The sequence below is a fragment of the Stenotrophomonas sp. YJH_SMC_48-3 genome, from assembly GCF_059369375.1.
Genome location: NZ_JCAFSQ010000003.1, coordinates 333,432 through 358,645 on the forward strand (window position 1 = coordinate 333,432; position 25,214 = coordinate 358,645).

Annotated in this window: 29 protein-coding genes and 3 tRNA genes; 14 read left to right on the forward strand and 18 right to left on the reverse strand. The window is 66.5% G+C overall.

Going from position 1 to position 25,214, the window contains the following annotated elements; genetic code table 11:
* Positions 1–48: 48 nt before the first annotated feature.
* Positions 49–558, reverse strand: coding sequence for a DUF3011 domain-containing protein (locus tag AC5P65_RS06600; RefSeq protein WP_021202182.1), 510 nt, complete (start codon positions 556–558; stop codon positions 49–51).
* 243 nt (positions 559–801) lie between these two features.
* Between AC5P65_RS06600 and AC5P65_RS06605 the strand changes: the two genes are divergently transcribed.
* On the forward strand, positions 802–1,197 hold the full coding sequence (locus AC5P65_RS06605; protein WP_019660558.1) for a hypothetical protein: 396 nt from the start codon (positions 802–804) through the stop codon (positions 1,195–1,197).
* 24 nt (positions 1,198–1,221) lie between these two features.
* On the opposite strand, the gene AC5P65_RS06610 is transcribed toward AC5P65_RS06605, so the two are convergent.
* Complete coding sequence (locus AC5P65_RS06610) at positions 1,222–1,914, reverse strand: aspartate/glutamate racemase family protein (RefSeq protein WP_026347077.1); 693 nt, start codon at positions 1,912–1,914, stop codon at positions 1,222–1,224.
* Between the two features lie 86 nt (positions 1,915–2,000).
* Between AC5P65_RS06610 and AC5P65_RS06615 the strand changes: the two genes are divergently transcribed.
* The 5 genes from AC5P65_RS06615 (at position 2,001) to AC5P65_RS06635 (ending at position 4,316) form a co-directional block, all read left to right on the forward strand.
* On the forward strand, positions 2,001–2,312 hold the full coding sequence (locus tag AC5P65_RS06615) for an ArsR/SmtB family transcription factor (protein WP_021202181.1): 312 nt from the start codon (positions 2,001–2,003) through the stop codon (positions 2,310–2,312).
* On the forward strand, positions 2,312–2,662 hold the full coding sequence (locus AC5P65_RS06620; protein ID WP_021202180.1) for an SRPBCC family protein: 351 nt from the start codon (positions 2,312–2,314) through the stop codon (positions 2,660–2,662). Before AC5P65_RS06615 ends, AC5P65_RS06620 begins: the two co-directional genes overlap by 1 nt.
* 37 nt (positions 2,663–2,699) lie before the next feature.
* Positions 2,700–3,308, forward strand: coding sequence for an ATP-dependent Clp protease proteolytic subunit (locus AC5P65_RS06625; protein ID WP_021202179.1), 609 nt, complete (start codon positions 2,700–2,702; stop codon positions 3,306–3,308).
* 98 nt (positions 3,309–3,406) lie between these two features.
* On the forward strand, positions 3,407–4,048 hold the full coding sequence (locus AC5P65_RS06630; protein WP_019660553.1) for a LysE family translocator: 642 nt from the start codon (positions 3,407–3,409) through the stop codon (positions 4,046–4,048).
* Positions 4,049–4,142: 94 nt separating this feature from the next.
* Positions 4,143–4,316 (forward strand): DUF1328 domain-containing protein, encoded by a 174-nt coding sequence (locus AC5P65_RS06635; protein ID WP_021202178.1) that lies wholly within the window; start codon positions 4,143–4,145, stop codon positions 4,314–4,316.
* A gap of 22 nt (positions 4,317–4,338) precedes the next feature.
* Here the strand turns inward: AC5P65_RS06635 and AC5P65_RS06640 are convergent, their stop codons facing one another.
* The 4 genes from AC5P65_RS06640 to AC5P65_RS06655 all read right to left on the reverse strand — a co-directional run bounded on the left by AC5P65_RS06640 (position 4,339) and on the right by AC5P65_RS06655 (position 5,651).
* Positions 4,339–4,671: an SMR family transporter gene (locus tag AC5P65_RS06640; RefSeq protein ID WP_019660551.1), complete on the reverse strand. Its 333-nt coding sequence runs from the start codon at positions 4,669–4,671 to the stop codon at positions 4,339–4,341.
* Complete coding sequence (locus AC5P65_RS06645; protein ID WP_227853529.1) at positions 4,668–4,874, reverse strand: hypothetical protein; 207 nt, start codon at positions 4,872–4,874, stop codon at positions 4,668–4,670. Before AC5P65_RS06645 ends, AC5P65_RS06640 begins: the two co-directional genes overlap by 4 nt.
* A gap of 246 nt (positions 4,875–5,120) precedes the next feature.
* A complete protein-coding gene (locus AC5P65_RS06650; protein ID WP_021202177.1) occupies positions 5,121–5,354 on the reverse strand; it encodes a DUF1653 domain-containing protein in 234 nt (77 codons plus the stop codon).
* 12 nt (positions 5,355–5,366) lie between these two features.
* Positions 5,367–5,651 (reverse strand): hypothetical protein, encoded by a 285-nt coding sequence (locus AC5P65_RS06655; protein ID WP_005410420.1) that lies wholly within the window; start codon positions 5,649–5,651, stop codon positions 5,367–5,369.
* Between the two features lie 400 nt (positions 5,652–6,051).
* On the opposite strand from AC5P65_RS06655, the gene AC5P65_RS06660 reads away from it, so the two are divergent.
* The 3 genes from AC5P65_RS06660 to AC5P65_RS06670 all read left to right on the forward strand — a co-directional run bounded on the left by AC5P65_RS06660 (position 6,052) and on the right by AC5P65_RS06670 (position 7,327).
* Complete coding sequence (locus tag AC5P65_RS06660; RefSeq protein WP_021202175.1) at positions 6,052–6,258, forward strand: hypothetical protein; 207 nt, start codon at positions 6,052–6,054, stop codon at positions 6,256–6,258.
* Positions 6,259–6,391: 133 nt separating this feature from the next.
* Positions 6,392–6,955 carry a DUF3011 domain-containing protein gene (locus AC5P65_RS06665; protein WP_010486507.1) on the forward strand — a complete coding sequence of 188 codons (564 nt, stop codon included), beginning with the start codon at positions 6,392–6,394 and terminating at the stop codon, positions 6,953–6,955.
* A gap of 168 nt (positions 6,956–7,123) precedes the next feature.
* On the forward strand, positions 7,124–7,327 hold the full coding sequence (locus AC5P65_RS06670; protein WP_005417823.1) for a hypothetical protein: 204 nt from the start codon (positions 7,124–7,126) through the stop codon (positions 7,325–7,327).
* 143 nt (positions 7,328–7,470) lie between these two features.
* Here AC5P65_RS06670 and dxs read toward each other — a convergent pair whose 3' ends face one another.
* The 7 genes from dxs to AC5P65_RS06705 all read right to left on the reverse strand — a co-directional run bounded on the left by dxs (position 7,471) and on the right by AC5P65_RS06705 (position 14,176).
* A complete protein-coding gene (gene dxs, locus AC5P65_RS06675; RefSeq protein WP_032953273.1) occupies positions 7,471–9,378 on the reverse strand; it encodes a 1-deoxy-D-xylulose-5-phosphate synthase in 1,908 nt (635 codons plus the stop codon).
* A gap of 107 nt (positions 9,379–9,485) precedes the next feature.
* Positions 9,486–10,151, reverse strand: coding sequence for an HNH endonuclease (locus AC5P65_RS06680; RefSeq protein ID WP_019660544.1), 666 nt, complete (start codon positions 10,149–10,151; stop codon positions 9,486–9,488).
* A 595-nt stretch (positions 10,152–10,746) separates the two neighbouring features.
* Positions 10,747–12,537, reverse strand: coding sequence for an acyl-CoA dehydrogenase C-terminal domain-containing protein (locus tag AC5P65_RS06685; protein ID WP_111098304.1), 1,791 nt, complete (start codon positions 12,535–12,537; stop codon positions 10,747–10,749).
* A 65-nt stretch (positions 12,538–12,602) separates the two neighbouring features.
* Positions 12,603–13,079 carry an LEA/WHy family protein gene (locus AC5P65_RS06690; protein WP_010486516.1) on the reverse strand — a complete coding sequence of 159 codons (477 nt, stop codon included), beginning with the start codon at positions 13,077–13,079 and terminating at the stop codon, positions 12,603–12,605.
* 162 nt (positions 13,080–13,241) lie between these two features.
* The gene (locus tag AC5P65_RS06695; RefSeq protein WP_019660542.1) at positions 13,242–13,793 is read right to left on the reverse strand and encodes a lipocalin family protein; all 552 of its coding nucleotides are present in this window, start codon (positions 13,791–13,793) and stop codon (positions 13,242–13,244) included.
* Positions 13,794–13,953: 160 nt separating this feature from the next.
* A tRNA-Phe gene (locus tag AC5P65_RS06700) sits at positions 13,954–14,029 on the reverse strand.
* Positions 14,030–14,100: 71 nt separating this feature from the next.
* Positions 14,101–14,176, reverse strand: a tRNA-Phe gene (locus AC5P65_RS06705).
* 363 nt (positions 14,177–14,539) lie between these two features.
* Here AC5P65_RS06705 and curA point away from each other — a divergent pair.
* Positions 14,540–15,565 carry an NADPH-dependent curcumin/dihydrocurcumin reductase gene (gene curA, locus AC5P65_RS06710; protein WP_111098302.1) on the forward strand — a complete coding sequence of 342 codons (1,026 nt, stop codon included), beginning with the start codon at positions 14,540–14,542 and terminating at the stop codon, positions 15,563–15,565.
* A gap of 37 nt (positions 15,566–15,602) precedes the next feature.
* Here curA and AC5P65_RS06715 read toward each other — a convergent pair whose 3' ends face one another.
* Entirely contained in the window at positions 15,603–16,445 is an 843-nt protein-coding gene (locus tag AC5P65_RS06715) for a bifunctional transcriptional activator/DNA repair enzyme AdaA (protein WP_031269378.1), read from the reverse strand.
* 132 nt (positions 16,446–16,577) lie between these two features.
* On the opposite strand from AC5P65_RS06715, the gene AC5P65_RS06720 reads away from it, so the two are divergent.
* The gene (locus AC5P65_RS06720) at positions 16,578–17,339 is read left to right on the forward strand and encodes an SDR family oxidoreductase (protein ID WP_111098301.1); all 762 of its coding nucleotides are present in this window, start codon (positions 16,578–16,580) and stop codon (positions 17,337–17,339) included.
* A 6-nt stretch (positions 17,340–17,345) separates the two neighbouring features.
* Here AC5P65_RS06720 and AC5P65_RS06725 read toward each other — a convergent pair whose 3' ends face one another.
* The gene (locus AC5P65_RS06725; protein WP_111098300.1) at positions 17,346–17,831 is read right to left on the reverse strand and encodes a hypothetical protein; all 486 of its coding nucleotides are present in this window, start codon (positions 17,829–17,831) and stop codon (positions 17,346–17,348) included.
* Positions 17,832–17,990: 159 nt separating this feature from the next.
* Here AC5P65_RS06725 and AC5P65_RS06730 point away from each other — a divergent pair, with 159 nt between their 5' ends.
* Positions 17,991–18,161 carry a hypothetical protein gene (locus AC5P65_RS06730; protein ID WP_021202167.1) on the forward strand — a complete coding sequence of 57 codons (171 nt, stop codon included), beginning with the start codon at positions 17,991–17,993 and terminating at the stop codon, positions 18,159–18,161.
* 61 nt (positions 18,162–18,222) lie between these two features.
* Here AC5P65_RS06730 and AC5P65_RS06735 read toward each other — a convergent pair.
* Positions 18,223–18,298: transfer RNA gene (locus AC5P65_RS06735), tRNA-Ala, on the reverse strand.
* A gap of 234 nt (positions 18,299–18,532) precedes the next feature.
* Between AC5P65_RS06735 and AC5P65_RS06740 the strand changes: the two genes are divergently transcribed.
* Complete coding sequence (locus AC5P65_RS06740) at positions 18,533–20,863, forward strand: TonB-dependent receptor (RefSeq protein ID WP_111098299.1); 2,331 nt, start codon at positions 18,533–18,535, stop codon at positions 20,861–20,863.
* 75 nt (positions 20,864–20,938) lie between these two features.
* Here AC5P65_RS06740 and AC5P65_RS06745 read toward each other — a convergent pair whose 3' ends face one another.
* Positions 20,939–22,012, reverse strand: coding sequence for a hypothetical protein (locus AC5P65_RS06745; RefSeq protein ID WP_058979641.1), 1,074 nt, complete (start codon positions 22,010–22,012; stop codon positions 20,939–20,941).
* An 88-nt stretch (positions 22,013–22,100) separates the two neighbouring features.
* A complete protein-coding gene (rnd, locus tag AC5P65_RS06750) occupies positions 22,101–23,180 on the reverse strand; it encodes a ribonuclease D (protein ID WP_019660532.1) in 1,080 nt (359 codons plus the stop codon).
* 84 nt (positions 23,181–23,264) lie between these two features.
* Between rnd and AC5P65_RS06755 the strand changes: the two genes are divergently transcribed.
* Positions 23,265–25,151: a formylglycine-generating enzyme family protein gene (locus tag AC5P65_RS06755; RefSeq protein WP_111098298.1), complete on the forward strand. Its 1,887-nt coding sequence runs from the start codon at positions 23,265–23,267 to the stop codon at positions 25,149–25,151.
* The last annotated feature ends 63 nt before the right edge of the window (positions 25,152–25,214 follow it).

The window sequence follows — 25,214 nt, forward strand, 5'->3', positions numbered from 1 at the left end:
ACGTCGGCCGTGTCCGCGCATGCGCCACAGCCAGCGCGTGGCAGGCAGTCAATACACCCGGAACTCGGCACGACAGCCGTCGCTGACCCACACGCCGCGACGGTCCCATCCCCAGTTGCGGTCCTCGATGCAGGTCGTCACCGATTTCTGCTTGACCAGCCGCACCTCGTGGCGGACGCGGATGCGGCACTCCTTGCCCTTGTTCTCGTAGGACTCGCAGACCAGGCGTTCACCCTCGTTGTCGCGATCACGGCCACGGCCACGTCCCGGCCAGCGCCCGTATCCGTCGGCGACGAACTCGGCGCGGCAGCCGTCGGTCACCCATAACGTGCGGCGGCTCTGGCCCCAGTTCTGGTTCTCCACGCAGCGGGTGACCGACAGTTGCCTGGCCAGGCGCATCGGGCCCTCAATGGGGCATTGCTCGGTCTTGTTGAACTGGGATTCGCAGCGCAGCGCTGGAATGTGATCAGTGTCGTGGTCCTGGGCGGCCACGGCGGTGGCGGCCAGCAGCAGGGCAAGGACGGCACCGGTGATCGGCAGCAGCGGGCGAAGGGTCATGGGGAGCCTCGAGCGGGGGATTCGGGCGGCAAGAATGACCCAGCACGGGGCCGTCGGAACGCATCGTTCCGGAAGTGGCTCAGTAAGGATTTAGTAGTGCGCACGGGCCCATGCAGAGGCTTACATCCCGTATCATCGCTGCACATCCGATCGCATCGGTTTACACCTTCTTACATGTCTTCCACGCCTGTCGGCGCAGCCTGTGGCTGCCGTCACTGGTGTGCGGGCGGCCTGTGCGGGAGGATGCGCGGACCACGACGACCACAGGGGGTTGCGTTGATCAGCAGTACCGTCATTCATCGCTCGGCCGACGCAGGCGGCGCCGAGGTGCGGGTCCTGGACACCACGTTCAAGGGCAAGCACGTGTTCACTGCCTGGGGCCTGCGCGGGCCGGAACTGACCCGCAGCGCGGACCCGGTTGCGACCGTGGCCGCACGCAAGGCGCTGCACGCGGTTGCCGGCCACAGCGAAGGGCCGCGCAGCCCGGAAGTGTTCATCGCCAACCAGTCGGCGGTGGCGATCACGGTCTATCGCCTGCTTACCGAAGCGCGCTCCGGCGATGCCATCTTCTTCCTGTGCGATTCCCAGGCGGTGGTCGAATGGCTGATCACCGCGCTGGAAGTGCAGGGCGCGGACTGATTCCGCGTTCCGGCGCGCATTGATTCACGCCAGCGCCGCGTCCACGGCGGCCCGCGCATGCAGTGCAGTGGTATCGAACAGCGGCACTGTGCTGTCCTCCGGCCGTACCAGCAGCATGATCTCGGTACAGCCGAGGATGATGGCCTCGGCGCCGCGCGCGACCAGTCTCTCGATCACGCCGGCGTAGACCTGTCGTGAGTGTTCGCTGACCACGCCGGCGATCAGTTCCTGGTAGATGATGTCGTGCACGCTGCGACGATCATCGGCTTCGGGAACCAGGACCTCCAATCCGAAGCGATCCTGCAGCCGGCCGCGGTAGAAGTCCTGCTCCATGGTGAAGGCGGTGCCGAGCAGGCCCACCTTTCGCGCCCCTGCCTGCACGATGGCCTGGGCGGTGGGGTCGGCGATATGCAGCAGTGGCAGTGGGCAGGCCGCCTCGATGCGGTCGGCCAGTTGGTGCATGGTGTTGGTGCAGACCAGCAGCAGTTCGGCACCACCGGCCTGCAGGCGCCGTGCGGCCTCGACCATGTGGTCGCCCAGTGCATCCCAGTCGCCGTCGTGCTGCAGCTGCTTGATCGGGGCGAAGTCCACCGACCACAGCAGCAGCTGCGCCGAATGTGCGCCACCGAGGCGCTGCCGCACGTCCTCGTTGATGAGCCGGTAATACTGCGCCGAGCTTTCCCAGCTCATGCCGCCGATCAGGCCAAGGGTCTTCATGCACAGCTCCATGCCGGGGAGCCGTCATTGCAGCACAGCCGATGCGGGAGTTGCACTACACATTAGTGATTGCTAATGTATTGGTCATGATCGAGAACGCCCTCTTCAAAGCGCTGGCCGACCCCACCCGCCGCCACATCTTCGAAAAGCTGGCCGAGGGCGGGCAGCATGCCAGCGCGCTGCGCGAGGGCATGGCGATCAGCCAGTCTGCGATGTCCCAGCACCTGGCGGTGCTGCGCGATGCCGGGCTGGTGAGCGAACAGCGCCAAGGCCGCTTCGTCTACTACGAGGTCGATCCGCGCGGACTGGCCCACATCGGCAACTGGCTGCAGCGATACCGGGCCTACTGGCCCGCGCGTATGGATGCCTTGCAGGATCTGCTGAAGGAGATGGATTGATGGACGACGTTCTGAACGAAGCGGCTCCTGCGTTGGTGATGGAGCAGTGGCTGCCAGCGCCACCGGAACGGGTCTGGCGCGCACTGTTGGACCCGGCGCTGCGTGAGCGCTGGTTGCCTGCGGCCGATCTTGCCGACCCGCAGCCCTGCCTCTGCGAGGAGGGACGGGAGCTGGGCTTCCGCTTGCGCGATGCGCAGCCCCCACATCTGCACAGTCTGGTGTGTTTCCGGCTGCGCGCGGATGAGGGTGGAGGGACGGTGCTGACCATCGTGCATCGGCTCACTGACCGGCGTTCTCTGATCCGGCCGGCTTCCAACGATGAGCATCGCACGGTGATGCGCGCGGCTTGAACCAGCGCTTGGATCGAACGCTATAGGGAGCAGGCACATGCGGGACAGGATGCAGCTGGTACCGATGGTGGTGGAACGCAGCGAGCGCGGCGAGCGTTCCTATGACATCTACTCGCGGCTGCTGCGCGAGCGCATCATCTTTCTCAACGGCGAAGTCGATGACACCGTATCGGCGCTGGTCTGCGCGCAACTGCTGTTCCTGGAATCGGAAAACCCGGAGAAGCCGATCCATCTGTACATCAACTCGCCAGGCGGAGTCATTTCCAGCGGCTTGGCGATGTACGACACGATGCAATACATCTCTGCTCCGGTGCATACGCTGTGCATGGGCACCGCGCGGTCGATGGGGTCGTTCCTGCTGATGGCCGGCGAGCCGGGTCACCGCGCGGCGTTGGCCAATGCCAGCCTGCACGTGCACCAGCCGCTGGGCGGGGTACAGGGCCAGGCTTCGGACATCTTCATCCACGCCGAGGAAATGCAGCGCACCAAGCAGCGCATCACCCGGCTGTATGCGCAGCATTGCGGACGCAGTGTCGAGGAGGTCGAGCAGACCCTGGACCGCGATCGTTTCATGAGTGCCGAGCAGGCATGCGAATGGGGCCTGATCGACCAGGTACTGGTACGGCGCGATGAGCACGCGGCCTGAGCCTGCCTCTGTAACCACCGCATCCACGCTGTGCTGTATGTGCCGCGCGTTGCAGACGCACGCTATGCTCGTACGGTCTTCTGAAGTGGATGTGCGCCATGGCCCTGCATACCTGGTGGTGGTTCCTCGCCACGGTGTTCGTTCTGTGTGGCACGCCGGGGCCGAACATGCTGCATATCCTCGGCCGCAGCGTCGGACTCGGCTTCCGCGGCAGTGTACCGGCGATGGCCGGCTGCCTGCTGGCGATGCTGCTGGTGCTGGCCGCGTCCGCTGCTGGCCTGAGCGCATTGCTTCATTCCTCGCCGATGCTGTTCGAAGTGCTGCGCTATCTGGGCGTGGCCTACCTGGCCTGGCTGGGCCTGAAGGCATGGCGCGACAGCTGTCGTCCCGCGCCTACGGTGACGGTGGATGCCGCACTGCCGATGATGCCGACGCTTGGTGCCTGGACCGTGTTCCGTGGTGGCCTTCTGGTGGGCCTGAGCAATCCCAAGCTGCTGCTGTTCGCGGCGGCGTTCCTGCCGCAGTTCGTTGACCCGTCACGTGGCCAGGCGTTTCAGTACAGCGTGCTGGTGGCCACCTTCGCCGCTTGCGAACTGTTCTGGTACGTGATGTATGCAGCCGGTGGCCATGGCCTGCGCCGCTGGCTGGCCGAACCCTTTGCGCGACGCTGGTTCGAGCGGTTGGTCGGTAGCGTGTTCCTGGCGTTTGCCGTCGCGCTGCTGCGCTTTCGTCCGCGCTGATTCACGCCGCGCACGCGGCCTGTTCACGACTGCCGCATCGGTGACGGCCTAGCCTGATCATCCAGTACGCAGTCCCCGCAGGGAAAGGTTTGACATGATCAAGTGGGCCATCATCTTCGCCATCATCGGTGTGATCGCAGGCGTGCTCGGCTTCGGTGGCATCGCCGGTGCCTCGGTCGGCATCGCCAAGTTCCTGTTCTGGGCCGGCATCATCATCGCCGTGGTGCTGTTCCTGCTCGGCATGACCGTGGCCAAGAAGGTCAGCTAGCGTTGATCGCGCAGCAGCGTGCTCAGTGCGCGCTGCTGCGCGAAAACAGGTTGATCACGAGTACACCGGCGCAGATCAGGCCGATGCCGATCAGCGCGGGTGCATCCAGGCGCTGCTTGAACACCACCAGCCCGATCAGCGAGATCAGCACGATGCCGACGCCGGACCAGATCGCGTAGGCGATGCCGGTCGGGATCGACTTCATGGTCATCGACAACAGGTAGAAGCACAGTCCATAGCCGACCAGTGCGCCCAGTGTCGGCGCCAGCCGGCTCATGCCGTCGGACGCCTTCAGCAGTGATGTGGCAATCACTTCCAGCACGATGGCAGCGGCAAGGTAGAGATAGGAATTCATTGACCGCTCCAGCTCATTGCGCTCAGTTTCAGCGCCTGTTCGGCCATGGTCAATGCGCTGGCACGTTCCTGCGCGTCCAGCGGGTAGGCCGTGGCCCAGAAGCCATTGGCAGCGTGCAGCGCGCCGCGTACCGTTGGCGTCGCCAGGATTCGGCCAGCATCGCACGCTTCCAGGACGTCAAGCGCAGGCAGCGCTGGTTCCATCGGGTTGCCCGCGCTTCGAAATCGCCGATCAGCGCGCCGGTGGCTTCATCCACCAGCAGCCAAGCCATTACGGCAGGCTACTTCGATGGTGGCCCGCAGCAGTGATTGGCGCACGCGGTCGGCTGCCTTGCAGCGCGAACAGGAGCGGATACCGGCGTGGCGGGAAGAAACCGACTGGACGGTACGACTGTAGCGCAGGCCCACCGCGTTGCCGCGCGCTGCCGGCCAAGGCCGGCAGCGGAGCCATCATGCGTCGATGCGGGCGAAACGCGGTTGCGGTCCGTGCTCGCCCGGCACCTGCTCGACGAACATGGTGTACGGGCGTACCCACAGGCCACCTTCGCCATACAGCGCGCGGTACAGCACCATCGGCTGCAGGGTCTCACTGCTGCGGACGATGTCGAGCACTTCGTACTCGCCGCCCTTGAAGTGGCGGTAGCGGCCCGGGGCCAGGGTGGGTAGCGGACTCAGCTCGGCCATGGGCGGCGCGACTCACTTGCGCGCCGGGCTGGCCGGCTTCGCGCAGTAGGCATCGATGGCTTCGGCGGTGTTGGCCAGACCCTGTGCCTGCGCCAGTTCCCACGGACGTTCGCAACGCTGGCTGTGCTCGCACCACTGGTAGCCGGCCGAACCGATGCAACCGTGGGCATCGCGGTCGCCACCGACCTTCGGCGTTGCAGGCGAAGTGGCCGCCGTATCGGCACGCGCAGCGGCCTGATGCTGGTTGGCACAGGCGGACAGCACCAGCAGGGCTGGAATCAGAAGAAGCGCTTTCATCGGGCGGGCTCCGTGCCTAAAGCGACAGTGTCTGCCGCAAATAGCCCTGCAGCAAGCGCTCAGTGCATGGCGGCGCGGATCAGTTCCTCGATCAGCACGAGGTAGCTGGCCACGAAGTAGAACTTCAGCAGCGTCCAACGCTGCTGCGAGAAGAAGGTGCGCATGTGGAAGGGGCCCCTGTTGGTGACGGTAGTGTGAAGCTCCGCCAACTCCGTGACAAGGGTCACGAAAGGGGACTCACTAAACGGCCTCAGGGATGTGATGGCGGGGGCCCTGACAGCGCGGCGCGGCATTTTCGTACAAATCTGATGGGCCATCCCGGAGGCGATCGCTAGCCTGATGGGGTACCGGTGCTCAGGGCCTTCCGTCGCCGGCTTGACCCATTCCGCAGGAGTCTCCAATGGTCATTACCGTTCAATGCAATGCCCGGCACTGGTCCGTACTGGACCCGCAGGCGCATGATGCAACCCGTTATGCACGGGGCGCCGAGGCCTTCGATGTCGCCGCAGCGCGGGCCCAGGAGCACCACCGCCGCACCGGCCAGTGCAGCACGGTACGGGTCGAGGCGCTTGGCAATTCCGTGGACGCACTCCACTTCGGACGTTGACACCACCCGGCCGAGGTGCAGTCAGCCACGGTTGAGCTGTTTGAATGGGGAAAGAACCGCCTTGGGGGCGCCCCCTGTCCGCCGCGCCGCGAATCCCGGATGCTTGCGCCATCGTATTCATGTGGAGATTCCGATGGGCAAGGCACTCACCTGGCGCACCCTGGCCTGCACGCTGCTGCCGATGTTGGCCGCCGCAGGCGGCGCGCAGGCGCAGAGCTATGGCTACGGTTATGACGACGATCGCTATGGCGGTCGCGACGGCGGCGGCATCGTACGCTGCGAATCGATCAAGAACCGCAGCAATGAATGCCGCCTGGAAGGCCGTGCCCGGATGATCCGTCAGTTGTCCGGCTCGCCGTGCGTGGAAGGCGAGACCTGGGGGCAATCGCGCTACGGCGTCTGGGTCACCCAGGGCTGCCGTGCCGAGTTCGTCGGCGAGTACCGCCGCGGCGGTGGCTGGGGTGGTGGCCATGGCAACGGCTGGGGCAATGGTGGCAATGGCTGGGGCGGGGGCGAGGTGATCACCTGCCATTCCAACGGTCACCGCCAGGAATACTGCGATGCCCGCATCCGCCGTGGCGTGCGCCTGGTCCGCCAGGATTCACGCAGTGCCTGCATCGAAGGCCAGACTTGGGGCTGGGACCGCCGTGGCATCTGGGTCAGCGACGGCTGCCGGGCGCAGTTCCAGGTGAATTGAGCGCGCCCCTCGAAAATCAGAATAATCTGATACAGCTCACATTTTGAACGTCGTATCTTCTGCGAATCAGGGCACCCCTGCGTGCCCCTGATCCGTCGCGATGACGTCTGCCGTAACCGGCACGCCCATCCCGCCACCGTCGATACGCTGCCTCAAGGAGTGAGCTGCATGTTGATCCGCCTGCAATGCGAGCAACGCCAATGGCGCGTGCTGCACCCGGACCGGCCCGAACCGATCGAGTTCCGCGACGGTGCCAGAGCCTATGATTTCGCCGAGACCCTTGCACGTCTCCACTTCGTCGACACCGGGCAGCGCGCTGCGGTGCGGGTGGAAGCCAGCGGCGCCTTCGTGGAAGCGGTCAGCTACGGCTGAGGGTTGGGGCTTCCGGCCAGATCCGGTTCTGGGACCCCGCTATCCACGCATGGCGTCGATCTACTTTGCATCTGGCGTGGGTCTGCGCCTCTGTTCCGCAGTAGATCCACGCCATGCGTGGATCCACGGATTGGCAATCGGCCTCAGCCGGCCGCGCTGAGCGGCGGTGTGCCGGCGGCCAGCTGCGGCCAGCGCTTGAGTACCGCCGCGCGGATGCCCGCGGCATCGATACCGGCTTCGGCCAGCAGGTCTTCACGGCTGGCGTGGTGCTGGTAGCTGTCGGGCAGGCCCAGGTGCAGGATGGGGCGCAGCACGCCTTCGGCGTTGAGCAGCTCACCGACGCCGGAGCCGGCGCCACCGGCCACCACGTTGTCTTCGATCGTCACCAGGCCCTCGTGCTGGGCGGCCACAGCCAGCAACAGCTCGCGGTCCAGCGGCTTGATGAAACGCATGTTGACCACGCTCAGGCCCAGTTCGCGGCCGACCTGCTCGGCGGCGGCCACCGTGCTGCCGAAGGCCAGCAGGGCGATGCGGCTGCCCTGCAGGCGCAGCTCGCCCTTGCCGATCGGCAGGGTGGACAGGTCGGTGCCGGCAGCCACGCCGGTGCCGGTGCCACGCGGATAACGCACGGCTGCCGGGCCGGGGTGCTGCAGGCCGGTGCTGAGCATCTGCCGGCATTCTGCTTCGTTGGAGGGGGCCATCACCACCATGTTCGGCACGCAACGCAGGAAGCTCAGGTCGAGGTTGCCGGCATGGGTCGCGCCGTCCGGGCCGACCACGCCGGCGCGGTCGATCGCGAACAGCACATCCAGGTCCTGGATGGCCACGTCATGCACCAACTGGTCGTACGCGCGCTGCAGGAAGGTCGAGTAGATCGCCACCACCGGCTTGCCCCCCTGGGTCGCCATGCCGGCGGCGAGGGTGACCGCGTGCTGTTCGGCAATGGCCACGTCGAAGTAGCGCTGCGGGTATTCCTTGCTGAAACGCACCAGGCCGGAGCCTTCGCGCATCGCGGGGGTGATGCCGTACAGGCGCGGTTCGGCGGCGGCGGCATCGCACAGCCAGTCGCTGAACACATCGGTGTAGGTCGGCTTCTTGGCACCGGCCTTGGCCACCAGGCCCTTGTCCGGATCGAACGGACCCACCGCGTGGTAGCCGATCTGATCGCCTTCAGCCGGCTCGTAGCCCTTGCCCTTTGTCGTCATCACGTGCAGCAGCTTCGGGCCCTTGGAGGCGCGCAGCGTCTTCAGCGTGGACAGCAGGGCGGGCATGTCGTGGCCGTCGATCGGGCCGGTGTAGTGGAAACCCATTTCCTCGAACATCGTGGACGGCACGAACATGCCCTTCCAGTGTTCTTCCCAGCGCTTCACGAAGCGCGCCGGGTTGTTCTTCTTGTCACCGAGGATCTTCTTGCCGCCTTCGCGCAGCGCATTGAGCGTGCGGCTGCCGGTAGCACGGCCGAGCATCTTGGTCAGGCCGCCGACCGCCTCGGAGATCGACATGTTGTTGTCGTTGAGGATCACCAGCAGGTTCGGTTCCGGCTCCATGCCGCCGGCATGCATCAGCGCTTCGAACGCCATGCCGGCGGTCATCGCGCCGTCACCGATCACGGCCACGATCTTGCGGTCGTCGCCTTCGGACTGGCGGGCGATGGCCATGCCCAGTGCCGCCGAGATCGAGGTCGAGGAGTGGCCGACGCCGAAGGTGTCGTACTCGCTTTCCTCGCGCTTCGGGAACGGCGCGACGCCGTCCTTCTGCTTGACGGTATGGATCTCGTCGCGGCGGCCAGTCAGGATCTTGTGCGGGTAGGTCTGGTGACCCACGTCCCAGACCAGCTGATCGACCGGAGTCTGGTAGAGGTAGTGCAGGGCCACGGTGAGTTCGATCACGCCCAGGCCGGCGGCGAAGTGGCCGCCGCTCTTGCCCACCGATTCGATGAGGTAGGCGCGCAGTTCGTCGGCGACCGCCCTCAATTCGGATTCGTCGAACGTGCGAAGGTCATCCGGAGTCTGGATGCGCGCGAGGCGGGGATAGCGGGCAGAGTCGATCATCATGTTCGCACTTTTTCTGAACGCCCATTTTCGCCCTCAAACGGGGGTGGGGCAAGCAAACGCCGCCGCCCGTGACAGGACGGTGAGGGTTGCATTTTTTCAGGCGTTCAGGTGCTCAGTTTCGACCGCTTGGGCAATTGCGCCTTCAGGAAGGCCATCTGGTCGGCCAGGATGTTGCGGTTGGACAGGATCAGGTGCTCGATCCAGCTGGGCCGGTAGGGGACTGCCAGCAGGGGCATGCCGGCCTGCTGCGGGGTGCGGTCGCTCTTGCGCGAATTGCAGTGGAAGCAGGCGGTAACCACGTTTTCCCAGCAATCCAGGCCGCCCTTGGACAGCGGCACGACGTGGTCGCGGGTGAGCGTGGGGCGGTTGAACTGCTGGCCGCAGTACATGCACAGATGGGCGTCGCGAGCGAACAGGGCCGGGTTGGTCAGGTTCGGTGTCGGATCGATCGCGCGGGAGCGGGCGTGGCCGCGGGCGGCAATGATCGGGTGCAGGTCCATGCCGCTCTGCAGGCCGCTGAAGCGGTTGGTGCCGCCGTGGATGTGCAGGCAGGGATCGCCCAGCGTCCAGGCAACCGCTTCGCGGGCGTAGAGGCAGGCTGCGTCCTGCCAGGTGATCCAGTCCAGTACGCGTCCGTGGGCATCAAGCGAGAGCAGCCGGACCGATCCGGGGCGATGCAGCGTCGTGGCGTTGGGCGATGCTTCGGCGCCCGGAGCAGAAAGGGGAGCTCCGGCTTCGATCAGACCCAAGCGTGTAGTGTCTGTCTCCATCGGGAGAACAGCTTATACCTGAATCATTGCGATTTGGGTATCGCCCTGTGGGCGAAACCCAAATCGCAAGATTCAGGTCCGCGCATTCCGCATTCCAGGCCGCCGATGGCGGGTTGGGATGCCCACGCATTCCTCCTATCCCCTGCGCCATCGGCGCGCCCCCCTTAACAAGGGGGGGCTTTTCCCCAGAGGGATTTCGGTGGCTTTCATCCACGCGTGGCGTGGATTTCAGATCGCGGGGAACTGTCAGAGGCGGGGCGGTGTGGGTTGGCAGGACCGTTGGCGCCATGGGCCCGAGGCATGCCTCGGGCGGGTTGGGCAGGACGCCCCAACCCCGGTCTTGCCGTGTGCGCAGGACAGCGCACACGAGCAAGGCGCCATCGAGCCCCCAGGGGTGAGGGCGCTTTGCTTGCGAAGCACTGCTTCGCAAGCGCCCGAACGCCCAGCCGCCAGCGGCTGGGCCGGACCGCAGAGCGGGGTTTACGGCGTGTCCTGCCAGCCCACACCGCCCCGCCATCCACCGGGATCCAGCTGTTCCTATTGCGGTTGCCGGCCAGCGGCCGGCACTACCGCGGGTGCCGGGCGGCAGCCCGGCTCAGGCGCCGAAGCGCTCGTCGTCCATTGCCATCAGCGGGGCGGCGCCGGCCTGGATGGCGGCGGCGTGGCTGAGGGTGCGCGGCAGCACGCGGGCGAAGTAGAAGCGCGCGGTTTCGCGCTTGCCCTGGGCGAAAGCGGCACCGTGCGCGCTGGCATCGGCGGCGGCCACGCTGCGGGCCCACCAGTAGGCCAGCACCACGTAACCCGAATAGAACAGGTAGTCGTAGCTGGCTGCGCCCAGTTCGTCCGGATTGCCGGCCGCGCGCTGCAGCACGTCCATCGTCAGCTTGCCCCATTCGGCGGCCTTGGCGCGCAGCGGGCCAATGAACTCGGCCAGCGCTTCGTTGCCCTCGTGTTCCTTGGCGAAGGCTTCGATCTCGGCCAGCATCAGCTTCAGGCCGGCGCCCTGGCTGGAGGCGGTCTTGCGGCCGATCAGGTCCAGCGCCTGGATGCCGGTGGTGCCTTCATACAGCGTGGTGATGCGCGCATCGCGGGCCAGCTGTTCCATGCCGTGTTCGCGGATGTAGCCGTGGCCACCGAAGCACTGCAGGGCGTTGTAGGTGTTCTCGATGCCCCATTCGGTCTGGCAGGCCTTCGAGATGGGCGTGAGGAAGCTCACCAGGGTGTCGGCGCGCTCGCGCTCGGCGGCATCGCCGGCATGGTGGGCAATGTCGATCAGGGTGGCAGCGTGCAGCGCCAGCAGGCGGCTGCCTTCGACCAGCGACTTCACCGTCAGCAGCATGCGTCGCACATCCGGGTGGACCAGGATCGGGTCGGCCGGCTTGTCCGGGAACCTGGCGCCACTCAGGGCGCGCGACTGCAGGCGCTCACGGCTGTACTTCAGTGCGTTCTGGTAGGCGCGCTCGGACAGGCCGATGCCCTGCAGGCCAACGCCCAGGCGCGCGGTGTTCATCATGGTGAACATCGCCTGCAGGCCCTTGTGCGGCTGGCCGACCAGGTAGCCCTGTGCGCCATCGAAGTTCATCACGCAGGTGACCGACCCCTTGATGCCCATCTTGTGCTCGATCGAGCCGCAGCGCAGTGCGTTGCGCTCGCCGACGTTACCTTCGCGGTCGACCTTGAACTTGGGGGTGACGAACAGCGAGATGCCCTTGGCGCCCGGAGGGGCGTCGGGCAGCTTGGCCAGCACCAGGTGCACGATGTTGCCGGTCAGGTCGTGCTCGCCGGCGGTGATGAAGATCTTGGTGCCGGTGATCGCGTAGCTGCCATCGGCATTCGGCTCGGCCTTGGTCTTCAGCAGGCCCAGGTCGGTGCCGCAGTGCGGTTCGGTCAGGCACATGGTGCCGGTCCAGCGGCCTTCGATCAGCGGCTTGAGGAAGGCCTCGTGCTGCCAGGCTTCGCCGTGCTGCTTCAGCGCTTCGATGGCGCCGTGCGAGAGCAGCGGGAAGTTGCCCCACGCCAGGTTGGCGGCGTTGATCATTTCGTTGAGCGGCACGCCCAGGGTGTGCGGCAGGCCCTGCCCACCCAGTTCCGGCGAGGCGGTCAGGCCGGTCCAGCCGCCATCGACGAACTGGTCGTAGGCCTGCTTGAAGCCGGGCGGGGTGGTCACTTCACCGGTGGCCTGGTCGAGCACGCAGCCGATCTCGTCGCCGACGCTGTTGAGCGGGGCCAGCACGGTGGCGCTGAAGCGGCCGGCTTCCTCCAGCACGGCATCGACCACGTCGGCGGTGGCGTCGGTGAAGCCCAGGCGGGCGAACAGGGGTTCGACCTTGAGCACGTCGTGCAGGGCGAAACGGAGGTCGGAAAGCGGGGCGGTGTAGCTGCTCATCGGTACGTCTCGGTTTGATCAGGGCAGGGGAGAGTGGCGCCAGGCGCCGCGACGGAAGGTGGAAATCAGCGCAGCACGCCCGGCAGGCCGGGCGCCTGGTTGAGGGTGCTGCGGCTGCTGATATCGAAGCTGCGCTGCTTCTTTTCCTGCGGCGTGGCCGCCACCGTTCCCTTCAGGCCGTAAGCCAGGGTGCGGTTGCTGGCCAGCGCGTCGGCCACCACCAGGCGTGCGGCCGAGCTGGGCACGAGGTCAACATTGATGACATCGGCTGAGGTGCCGCCAATGGAGATGCCCGGCTTGGCCTGCAGGGTGCCGGCGTCGCTGTCGCCGACGGTCAGCGCCAGCGCGACGTCATCGAAGGTCATGGGCATGGAGCTGTAGTTCTGCAGGCGCAGGGCCACGGTCCAGTTGCCGTCGGCGCGCACGGTCAGCTGCTGGAGGCTGGCCGCCGGTTCCGAAACACGCTTGACGATGCCGTTGTTGCAGGCAACAAGGGCGAGGGTGCACAGGACGATCAAGGCGATACGGAAACGGTGGAGCATGGGCGCAGTTCCTCTGAAGGGGTGCGTTGGATAAGCATACTACGGCGTATGGTCGTTTGGATCGCCTGTGGCGACCCGTCGCAGAGGGTAGCGCGTGAAGATGGCGGCCGGGCGTGCGCGGCGCCGGATGGCGCGCGCGTGGTGCGCCGGATGCGGGGAGGTTCAGTCGGCGGGTGTATCGCGAATCGGGGCCATCAGGCGCAGCGGGCCGAGGTCGTAGCCCATCGTCTCGGCCTTGGCTTTCAGCTGTTCGAACTGGGCGCGATCCATTTCCGGCAGGCGCGAGAGGATCCACAGGTACTTTCGGTCCGGTTCACCGACCAACGCCCACTGATAGTCCGGGTCCAGTGCCAGGACCCAGTAGTCGGCCCAGACCAGTGGCACCCAGCTCAGCCAGTCCGGAACGAATCGCACCTGCAACTGGCCGGGATGGCCGGCAACCGGGCGCGCCACGCCTTCAGCAACCACGCGTTCTCCGTCGCCGTTGCGGCAGGCATTGGTGACGCTGATGCGGCCATCGCGGCGCAGCCCGTAGTTGGCGGTGATATCGCCCACGCATTGCTTCTGGAACGAAACCGGAAGATGCGCAATCTCGTGCCACTGGCCGGCATAGCGATCGATGTCCAGGCGCTCGACCGCGCGCACAGGTTCAGTGGCGATCACCGGGAAGGCGGCCAGCAGCAGGCAGGCGAGCAGGGCAGGACGCAGAGGCATCGTTAGGCTCCAGGCAGGAGTCTGGAGCGTAGGTGCCGCCGCGCATGCCGGTGTAAATGTTTCGTCAACCGGGCGTGTGCGCAGGCGCCGCATCCGCAACTTGTGCAGTGCGCGAAGCACGGACAAAAAAAAGACCTGCATCTCTGCAGGTCTCGAAAGATGGTGGCCGAAGACGGAATCGAACCGCCGACACGGGGATTTTCAATCCCCTGCTCTACCAACTGAGCTACTCGGCCAAACTGTGTGGCAATCACGATCAACTGCGATTCCCGAAAAAAAGACCCGCATTTCTGCAGGCTGTCGAACGTGGTGGCCGAGGACGGAATCGAACCGCCGACACGGGGATTTTCAATCCCCTGCTCTACCAACTGAGCTACTCGGCCACGTAGTTCATTGCAGCGAGGTCGCTGCCAAGGACGCGCATATTACGGAGGTCAGTCGCCCACGGCAAGCATTTTGGCAAAAAACCTTCACATTGCCGTCTGCGCAGGCGCAAGTACTTGATCCGCCGTCGCGGGGCGGGGGCGCGCTGGAGCCGATTCATCGGGGCGCGGCGGCGCGGTGATCATCGCCTGCGGCGGAATTCAGCGGGCCACGGTGATCGACAAAAGCGGTGTGGCGGGGCCAGCGCGTGGACGGCACCGACACCTGACATGGAACGCTGTTTTCGTGACCGCCATTGGGGCACGCTGCGGCGTAGTGTCGGCGTTCTCTTCCTGACGCTGGCAACAGCAGAGATCGTCGTCATGTCCGACTCATCGACCACCACCCGCATCGTGCTGGCGTCGCGTCCGCTGGGGGCGCCTACTGCAGCCAATTTCCGCTTGGAGCATGCCGCGCTGCCGCCCTTGGGCGACGGCGAGGTGCTGCTGCGCAATCGCTATCTGTCGCTTGACCCGTACATGCGTGGACGCATGGATGAGGGACCGTCCTATGCCGCGCCGGTGGCGGTGGGCGCGGTGATGGAAGGGCAGACCGTGGCCGAGGTGCTGCAGTCCAACGCCGAGGGTGTAGCTGCAGGTGAGCTGGTGCTGGCGCCGGGTGGCTGGCAGACCCACGCGGTGCTGCCGGCCACGGCACTGGGGCGCCGCCTGGACCCGGCCGGACTGCCGCTGAGTACGGCGCTGGGGGTATATGGCATGCCCGGCTTCACCGCCTATTCCAGCCTGCATGAAATCGCCCGTCTGAAGCCGGGCGAGACGTTGGTGGTGGCTGCCGCAACGGGGCCGGTCGGCGCGACCGTAGCGCAGCTGGCCAAGCTGCAGGGCGCGCGCGTAGTGGCTATCGCTGGTGGCGAGGCCAAGCGTGCCTATCTGCAGACGCTGGGCGTGGACGAGGCGCTGGATCATCGCGCGGCTGATTTTGCCGAGCAGCTGCGCGCGGCGGTACCTGCCGGCATCGACGTGTACTTCGAGAATGTCGGTGGCCATGTGCAGGATGCAGTGCTGCCGCTGCTCAACAACTTCGCCCGCATTCCGGTGTGCGGCACCATCGCCACCTACAACGAGCGGGGCGTCGAGCAGCCCGGCCCGGACCGGTTGCCGGCACTGTTCAGCCAGATCCTGCGCCAGCGCCTGACCGTGCGTGGCTTCATCGTGCACGACTTCAACCATCTGTGGCCGGACTTCGAACGTGAGATGCGGCAGTGGCTGCGCGAAGGCCGCATCCAGTACCGCGAGGATGTGGTGGAAGGGCTGGAGAATGCGCCGGAGGCGTTCTTCGGGCTGCTGCAGGGACGCAACTTCGGCAAGCTGGTGGTGAAGCTGGATTGAGGGCTTGGCGGTGTGCCGACCAAGGTCGGCACCCACTTCAGGCAGTCGAGGCCTTTTCCCTGCGCAGCAGTTCGCGCTTGCGTGCCACGCCCCAGGCATAGCCGGACAGGTCGCCGTCGCGGCGCACCACGCGGTGGCAGGGGACTGCCACCGCCAGCGGGTTGCTTGCGCATGCACGTGCCACCGCACGACTCGAGCGTGGCGCACCGATACGCGCAGCGACATCCGCATAGGAGGCGGTTTGTCCACGCGGGATCTGTTGCAGCGCCTGCCACACCCGTTGCTGGAATGCGGTGCCGCGGATATCCAGCGGCAGCGTGGCGCCCCGCGAAGGATCCTCGACCAGGCCCACGACCTGCGCCACCAGTTGCTCATAGCCCTGGTCGGCGCCAATCAGTTCGGCCTGGCGGAAGCGTTGCTGCAATGACTGCAGCAGCGTCTCCGGATCGTCGCCGAGCAGTATCGCGACCACGCCGGTGGCACTGCTGGCCACCAGCACGCTGCCCAGTGAACTTTCGGCAAGCGCGAAGTGGATGACTTCGCCGCGACCACCTGCGCGCCATTGCTTGGGCGTCATGCCCAGCAACTTCGGTGCGTTCTCGTAGAAGCGCCCACTGGAACCGAAGCCGGCATCATGGAAGGCATCGGTGATGCGTTCCTGCTGTTCAAGCCCGGTGCGCAGGCGGTCGGCGCGCAGCGCGGCAGCGTACTGCTTGGGGGTCAACCCTGTGGCCTGCTTGAACAGGCGGTGCAGCCGGGTCGGACTGCAGCCGGCGATGTCGGCCAGTTCCTGCAGTGAGGGTTCGTCGAGGCTGGTCTGCAGGTGGCGGCAGACCCGTTCGACGCGGGCATCGAGGGCGGTGGTGGCGGTACTGTCCATGGCCGGATTCTGGCACGCGCCGGTTCTGCGGAAACTCCGTTTCCTGCACCGACGGGCCAGGCCCGGAAACGGAGTGTTGGCAGGCCGAAGGCGCGGCATCGTGGCGGCCACTTCACAACCGGCACCACGACCATGCGCCTGAACAACAAGATCGCTCTCATCACCGGTGCCAGCGCTGGCATTGGCCGCGCCAGCGCGCTGCGCTTCGCCGCCGAAGGGGCGAAGCTGGTGCTCAACGCACGGCGGCCGGAGCCGCTGCAGGCGCTGGTCGAGCAGATTCGCGCCGCCGGTGGCGAAGCCGTGGCGCATGCCGCTGACGTGGCTGACCCGGGCACGGCACAAGCGCTGGTCGATCTGGCCCAGCAGTCCTTCGGCGGCCTGGACATCGCGCTCAACAATGCCGGCATGCTCGGGCCGGGCGTGCCGGCAGCGGAGTTCCCGGTGGACGCTTGGCGTGAAGTGATGGCCACCAATCTGGATGCCGCGTTCCATGCCGCACGTGCGCAGTTGCCGGCACTGCTGGCGCGCGGCGGCGGCTCGCTGGTGTTCGTTGGCACTTTCGTCGGTCACACCGTGGGATTCCCGGGCATGGCGGCCTATGCGTCAAGCAAGGCCGGGCTGATCGGCCTGAGCCAGGTGATCGCCGCCGAATACGGTGCGCGCGGCGTACGCAGCAATGTGCTGCTGCCCGGTGGTACCGATACCGAGATGGGCCGGCAGGCGGCGCCCACCGGCGATGCACGTGACTTCGTGCGCTCGCTGCACGCACTCAAGCGCTTGGCCGAGCCGGAGGAGATCGCCAATGCGGCGCTGTTCCTGGCCAGCGATGAAAGCAGTTTCGTTACCGGTACCGCGATGCGTGTGGAAGGTGGGGTGTCGATCACACGTACCTGAGCGGGGTCAGGAGCGTGGCGCGTAGCGGATACCGCTGCTGGCCATGAAGCCTTTCGGATCGAAACGGGCCCAGGCTTCGCCCCAGCCGAACTGGGCGTGGCCGCCGGCCAGCTTGCGACCCAGCGCCGCACCCAGCGTGCGGCGCATGAAGGCGACTTCGGCATCGATCGCGGCCTGGGTCGGCCAGCCGTCTTCCAACGTTGCACCGGGTAGATCGACGCCCATTGTCACCACGTCGAGCTGTTGCCCGTGGAAGCACAGGCTGATGCCAGCGGGCGCACCGCCCAGGCTGAGCTGGTGCAGGCTGAGCCAGCGATAGCCGGTGCCGACATCGCGCTCCCCTCGGACCAGCGGGGCAAAGGCGGCACGCGCTTCGTCCAGTAACAAGGTGGGGCCGATCAATGCGGGCAGGTTGCCGAGCTGGATGCTGCCGTCGGCCGCATTGAGGAGCATCGGCAACGCGTGGGCTGCGTGCTGGGCAGAGGAGGGCATGGCACACCGGCGAGCGTGGTGCCCCGGATTCTGGCTGGGCGGGGCGGTGGCGGCAAGCCGCTTCCTGCACAGGATGTTGGCGCGGGACTGACCTGCGGCTCACCCGGCAACCTCTAGCGTGGTGGCAGCGCTGGCCTGCTGCCGGCGAGGGAGTTTTCGATGAACGAGCAAAGCAGGGATCAGGACCCGAAGCAGGGCGTCCAGGAAAGCCGCCAGGACAGGAAGCAGGACGATGTGGCCAAGCAGCGGCCCGGGCAGCGCGACCAACAGGTGCGCGATGCGCACTCACGCGGCCCGCAGCGCAAGGACGGCGACCAGGAGCCGGCCTGAGTTGCGGGCGCTAAAAAGAAAAACCCGCAGATCACGAAGATCTACGGGTTCTTCTGAATAGTGGTGGAGCCAAGGAGGATCGAACTCCTGACCTCGTCATTGCGAACGACGCGCTCTCCCAGCTGAGCTATGGCCCCACGGCAGGGCTTCAGTCTAGCCAAGCGCTTGCCGCTTGCCAAGCCGATCAAAGGAATTTCATGTCGAGACGCGAGGCACAGCGGGTGACTGTGCCGAAACCGCTTGTTTCGACGGGCTTGGGCACCACGCAACGAAATCGTAACAATTTGGGGGATAATGGCCGCTTGCGCAGTTCTCCTCCCTTTTGCCGCCCGGCTCGCGCAGGCCGCACGGACGCCTCCTCAGAGCATTCCATGCCCTCCCATTCCGATTCCCGCCGCCTGTCGGGTCTGTCGTCTTCCTTTGTTTCCTTCCGCCGTCACCCGCTGGCCCTGGCCTGTGCTGGCCTGGCCCTGGCGGGCAGCTTCGGTGCCGCCGCGCAGGACAGCGCGCCGACCCCAACCGGCCTGGACACGATCACCGTGACCGCCGAACACCGTGAGCAGAACCTGCAGGAAGTGCCGGTCTCGGTGGGTGTGGTGCAGGGGGAGCGCATGCGCGACTTCACCGCCGGCGGCGACGACACCCTGCTGGCACTGTCCGGCCGCGTGCCGAGCCTGTATGCGGAAACCACCACCGGCCGCATCTTCCCGCGCTTCTACATCCGCGGCCTGGGCAACATCGACTTCTACCTGGGAGCCTCGCAGCCGGTGTCGATCATCCAGGACGACGTGGTGCTGGAGCACGTGGTGCTGAAGTCCAACCCGGTCTATGACGTGGACCAGGTGGAAGTGCTGCGCGGCCCGCAGGGCTCGCTGTTCGGCCGCAACACCACCGCCGGCATCGTCAAGTTCGACACCCTGAAGCCGACCCAGGACTACACCGGCCGCGTCAGCGCCAGCTACGCCACCTACAACAGCGTGTCGATCGACGGCGGCTTCGGCGGCCCGATCAACGACATCGCCTCGTTCCGCGTGTCGGCGCTGTACCAGCACCGCGATGACTACGTCGACAACACCTACAAGGGCCCGAGCGCCGATGGCACGGTCAGCCCGAAGAAGAACGCCATGGGCGGCTTCGACGACCGTAACGTGCGCGCCCAGCTGCTGCTGACCCCGAGCGACCAGTTCTCGATCCTGGCCTCGGCCCACGCCCGCGACTATGAAGGCACCTCGACCCTGTTCCTGCGCGGTGCGCTGACCAAGGGCTCGAACAAGACCGACGTGCCGCGCGACAAGGTCGCCTACGACGAGGCCGACAACAACCCGCAGGCCTACAAGACCTACGGCGGCTCGGTGAAGGCACGCTACGACTTCGGTGCGATCGACTTCACCTCGATCACCGCCTACGAGACCACTTCCGGTTACAGCCGTGGTGACACCGACGGTGGCGCCGCGGCGAACTTCCCGGTCAACGGCGTGCCGAACGGCTACGGCCAGTCGATGGGCCGCATCCGCGACCTGGATCAGTGGACCCAGGAATTCCGCTTGGCCAGCCATGACGACCGCGCGCTGCAGTGGCAGGCCGGTGCGTTCTACTTCAACGGCAGCGACACCACCGACTTCTACCAGCGCGCGTGGTTCCTGCAGAGCCCGGCACGTAACCCGAACAACTGGGTGCGCCTGCGCAACAAGAACACCTCGTGGGCCGGTTTCGGCCAGCTGAGCTATGCCTTCACCGACAAGTTCACCGTTACCGCCGGCCTGCGCCAGACCCGGGACGAGAAGCACACCCGCCTGCTGAAGACGGCTGACACTGCCGCTGGCGTGGTCACCTACAAGGGCCGCACCGACGTCAAGATGTCCGACACCACCCCGAGCTGGGATCTGAGCGCGATGTATCAGGTCACGCCGGACGTGAGCGTCTACGCCAAGGTCGCGCGTGGCTTCCGTGGCCCGACCATCCAGGGTCGTTCGGCAGTGTTCAATGCCGACTTCACCACCGCCGATTCCGAGACGATCCTGTCCTGGGAAGCGGGCGTGAAGAGCAGCCTGTGGGACAACCGCCTGCGCCTGAACGCCACCGCGTTCACCTACACCGTCAACGACATCCAGCTCAACGGCAACGATTCGGACGGCAACGGCGTGCTGTTCAACGCCGACAAGGCCAAGGCCTACGGCTTCGAAGCCGACATGGAGCTGCGCCCGATCCCGAACCTGACCCTGAGCGCCGGCCTGAGCCTGCTGCACAGCGAGATCAAGGACAAGCGCGTCTACGCACAGGTCTGCGGCCTCAACGGCCAGGTGGTGTGCACGGTGAATGACCCGACCATCAAGGTCGGCGCCAACACCTTCGCGCAGATCGACGGCAACCCGCTGCCGAACGCACCGAAGTACAACGTGAACCTGGCCGCCCGCTACGACTTCCCGGTCAGCGACGCCGGCACCATGTTCGTGTCCACCGACTGGAACAAGCAGGGTTACACCAGCTTCGTGCTGTACGACAGCAAGGAGTTCAACTCCAAGGGTGACTTCGAAGGTGGCCTGAAGATCGGCTACTCGGGCAATTACGGTGCCTATGAAGTGGCGTTGTTCGCGCGCAACATCACCAACGAGAAGAACCTCAAGGGTGTGATCGAGAACTACATGGCCGCGGTCTACAACGAACCGCGCACCGTCGGTGTCTCGCTGAACATGAACTGGTAAGCCTTACCCCGTCGTGTACCGGAAACGGCGCTCATCGAGCGCCGTTTTTCGTTGCTGGCCAGGCATCATCCGTGCTCAAGGCGTGGCGCTGACGCCCTTGCCCAGCGCTGCATCGGACGGCGCACTGGGGCCCAGCACCTGCAGCTGCATCGCCTCCATCCGCTCCAGTACCTTGCGCTGCTTGCCGTTGAGGCCGCGCGAGGTGATTGCGATGTGCTTGCGTGCAGCGTCCAGCGGCGCGGGTTGGTAGTGCACCGTGAAGCGGCGCAGGGCGCATCCCATCAGCTTGTCGACCGGTGCGCAGTCGTTGGCGTTGAAATCGATATCGCCGTCGGCGGCAACAATGAAGGGGCTGAGCAGGATCTGCCCTTCGCGGGCAGTGAAGGCCAGTGGCGCGTGGGCCTTGGCGATGACCGCCTGGATGCGTACGGCAGGGATGTCTTCAGGGACGATCCTGTCATCCCAGTAGCCTTCGGTCGGGCGCGAGGTTTCGTAGTTCTGGGTGCCCCATGCCACGCAGTTGCCGGAGGCCACATGCACCGAGATGCAGACCTGCTGGGAGTGCTGATCGGTCAGGACGCCGGGTGGTACCCAGACCTTCTTCCAGGAATAGAAACGGTAATCGACGTCGGCCAGGCGGGTGGCGCCGATGTCCTTCGATACTTCGTCCGTGGTCCCCAGCGGCTTCAGCTTGGCCACGCGGGTGTTCAGGCGGTAGTTCTCCGCACCGTTCAGCAGATAGGTGCCCGGCGGAATCAGATGCACCTCGAACACGTCCATTAACACCGTCCGCTGCGGGCCGGTTTCCAGTTCGTTGGTGTTGAACAGCTGCACATAGCCCTGGGAGGGAATATCCTTGTGCTGGAAGGACACCCGCGTCGAGAACCCGGGTAGGTCGGTCGAGCGGTTGCCCAGATGAAAGCCGGGGACCGGAGAGCCGACACCTGGCCCGCCGTTGTGCACGACATACGGGGCCGGCACCAGCACGGCAACCAGACCGTCGCGGGTGGCACCGTCAATGATGTCCACCAGCTTGGCTGTGTTCTCCTTTTCCTGTGCGTAGGAAAGCGGTGCGGCCTGCCCAGAGCATGCCAGGCCCAACGTGGTTAGCAGCGGTGCGCAGGCGGTCGCGATCTTGAGGGTCTGCATCGACGTCTCCTTGTCAGTACCGCCCAACCCTAGCACGGCCCCTGCAGGCTTGAGGTGCACGGCGCCGGCGTGGTCCGGCGCCTTGTCATCAGCGTGCCGGCAGCAGCGCCTGCAGCCGCGACTCCAGTTCCTGCTGGCGCCAGCCGGCCAGAGCGGCCGGCCATTGGCGGCGCTCCAGGTAGCTTTCCAGATGCTTGCGCGAGGCCAGCACGCCATCCGGCAGGCCCAGCTCGCGGCTGCGCTCGGCAACGGCGTCCTGCAGCCTCTTCAGTGCCTGCTTGTTGGTGTCGTTGGCGGGCAACGCCAGCGGTGCCTCGGCCTCATCGGCCAGCGGCGTGTCCAGCGCCTGCCACACCGCGCCGGCGAGCTTGCGCGGTGCCTTCGGGAACTGTTCAAACAGCGTGGCCAGCGCGGCGGCATCGGCCGGTGGCGTGCGTGCCAGCGTGGCGGCCAGTTCGTTGTCCAGGATCCAGCTGCGCGGGCGGTCGCTGCTGCGTGCCTGCACATCACGCCAGCGCAGCAGGCGCAGCAGGCGGCGCTGCGCGGGAGCATCGAGAAACTGCGCTGAGCGCATCGCCAGATGCGGCCAGCGGTCCTCGTCATTGGCGACGCTGGCCAGCAGGCGCTCGCCGTCGTCGTGCAGCCACTGCTGGCGGCCCAGTGCCTGCAACTTGGCATCAATGGCGTCATGCAGCGCGAACAGGTGCTCGACGTCGTCGGCGGCGTATTGCAGTTGCGACTCCGAGAGTGGACGGCGCATCCAGTCCGAGCGGGTTTCGCCCTTGGCCAGCGCCACGCCGGTGATTTCCGCGACCAGCTTCTGGTAGCCCATGCCGCCACCAATGCCGGCCAGCGAGGCGCCGATCTGTGTGTCGAACAGCGGTCGCGGCAACACGCCGCAGGTCCACTTGAAGGCAACCAGGTCTTCGCTGGCGCTGTGCATCACCTTGGTGATCGATTCATCGGCCAGCCACGGCGCCAGTGCCTCGGTCATGCCGGGAATCAGCGGATCGATCAGCAGGATGTCCTGCCCGACCGCCATCTGCACCAGAGCCAACTGCGGCCAGAAGGTGCGTTCACGGATGAATTCGGTGTCCAGGCCGATGCGGGCCGGACGCTGCTGGAAGTACGCATCCAGCTCGGCGGGGGTGGTGATCCAGGTTGCCACGGGTCAGGGCCTACTACTCGGGTTTGCTCAGGCAGGGGAGAATAGCCTAACGTCGGTGCGCGTCCCTGCCGAAGGAGATCCTGCTTGCGTTTTCCGCTGTCGTCCGTGCTGTGCACCGCCTTGGCCATGGCCCTGGCAGGCTGCACGCCGTCGCCCCCCACGGCAGTGGACCGGAGTGCCGGGGAGGAGGCGCGCCCGTCCGCGAACGCAGACAGCGACGAGCGCCCGCAGGCCGGGCAGGGCAGCGTGACCATCGCCGGTGAGGATGCCGCCGAGGATGTACAGCAGTGGACGCCGCCGCGGGTGGACCGCCAAGGCCGCAGCCTGGCGCAGTTGCGCCGCGCGGCCGGGCAGGCCTTCACTGAGGGCCGGCTGTATGAGGATGCCGATGCCGCCATTCCGCTGTGGCTGGCAGTACAGGAAGAGGACCCGGATGACCGCCAGGCCCGCCAGGGCCTGCAGCGTGCCCGCCAGCGCCTGCAGCAGCAGGCGGATGCGTTGCTGGTGCGGCCGCTGAAGCAGCGCGAGGCGCTGGCCGAGGCCAGCCGCCAGGCGCTGGTGCTGCTGACCCTGGCGCCCAAGGACGAGAAGGTACGCGCACTGCAGGGTCGGGTGGAGCTTGCCCAGCGGGTGGTCGCTTACAACCGCGCCGGTGAAGAGGACCTGCGCGCGGACCGGATCGGCGAGGACGGGGACGGGGCTATTGGCAACTTCCGCGAGGCACTGGCACTGGATGGGAACAACAGCCGTGCGCGGCAGGGACTGGCCGCAGCCGAAAGCGGGCTGATCCGCCGCGCCGAAGATGCTGCACGCGCGCGCGATTTCGCCAGCGCGGGCACTTGGTTGGCCGAAGCCAGCAAGGTGCGCGACTCATCGCCGACCATTGCCGACGCGTTCGAGCGCATCGAGCAGATCCGTGCGGCGGTGTTGCTGCAGCTGCGCGATGACGGCCTGCGCGACCTGTCCACGCCGCAGGGCCTGAAGCCGGCACGCGAGAAGCTGGCCGAGGCCCTGCGCATCGCCCTGCCGGGAGACCCGGTGGTGGCCCAGCTGCGTGAGCGCATTGACCTGGCCACGCACTACGGCAGCTTCCGCCCGGGGCAGGTATTCAGCGATGCCATGCGCGATGGCGGGCGCGGGCCGCAGATGGTGGTGGTCCCGCACGGCGGCTTCCAGATGGGGGCCGGTGATGCCGAGCCGGGCGCCAGCGATGCCGAGCGGCCATCGCATTATGTACGCTTTGATCGAGGCTTCGCGATGGCGATCACCGAGGTGACGGTCAGCGATTTCCAGCGCTACGTGAAGGCGACCAATGCGCGCCCGCGTGCGACCCGTCGCGGCCATTCAGTGGTCTATGACGAACGCAGCGGCAACTTCATCCGCCGCAGCGGCGTGGACTGGCGTTCGGACTACGACGGTGGCCTCGCGATGGCCAATTCGCCGGTGATGCATGTCAGTATCCGCGATGCCGAAAACTATGCGGCGTGGTTGTCCGAGCAGACCGGGCGCAGCTACCGGTTGCCCAGCGAGGCCGAGTTCGAATACGCGCTGCGCGCCGGCAGCAGTGGCCGCTATCCGTGGGGCGCCGCCGGCACGCCGCCGCCCGGTGCTGGCAACTTCACTGGCAGCAAGGATGTCTCGCCATCGGGACGGCACTGGCACAACGCCTTCATCGGCTATGGCGATGGCTGGTGGGGGCCCGCGCCGGTGGCCAGTTTCCAGGCCAATGCCTTCGGCCTGCACGACATGGCGGGCAATCTCAGCGAGTGGGTGGCCGATTGCTGGCATGCCAGCTACCGGCGCGCGCCCTCCGATGGCGCGGCCTGGTTCAACCCGGGCTGCCGCGCACGGGTGATCCGCGGGGGCAACTGGGCCAACGCGCCGGAGCAGACCCGTGCGGCGTGGCGGCAGTCGCAGGATTCGGACACCACCAGCGCTCGCATCGGTTTCCGCCTGGTGCGGGGCATCTGAGCGGCACCGGGCTTCACCCGCTGCTGGCGCCCGCGCACTAAGATTGCGCCGTGCCCGCCGGCC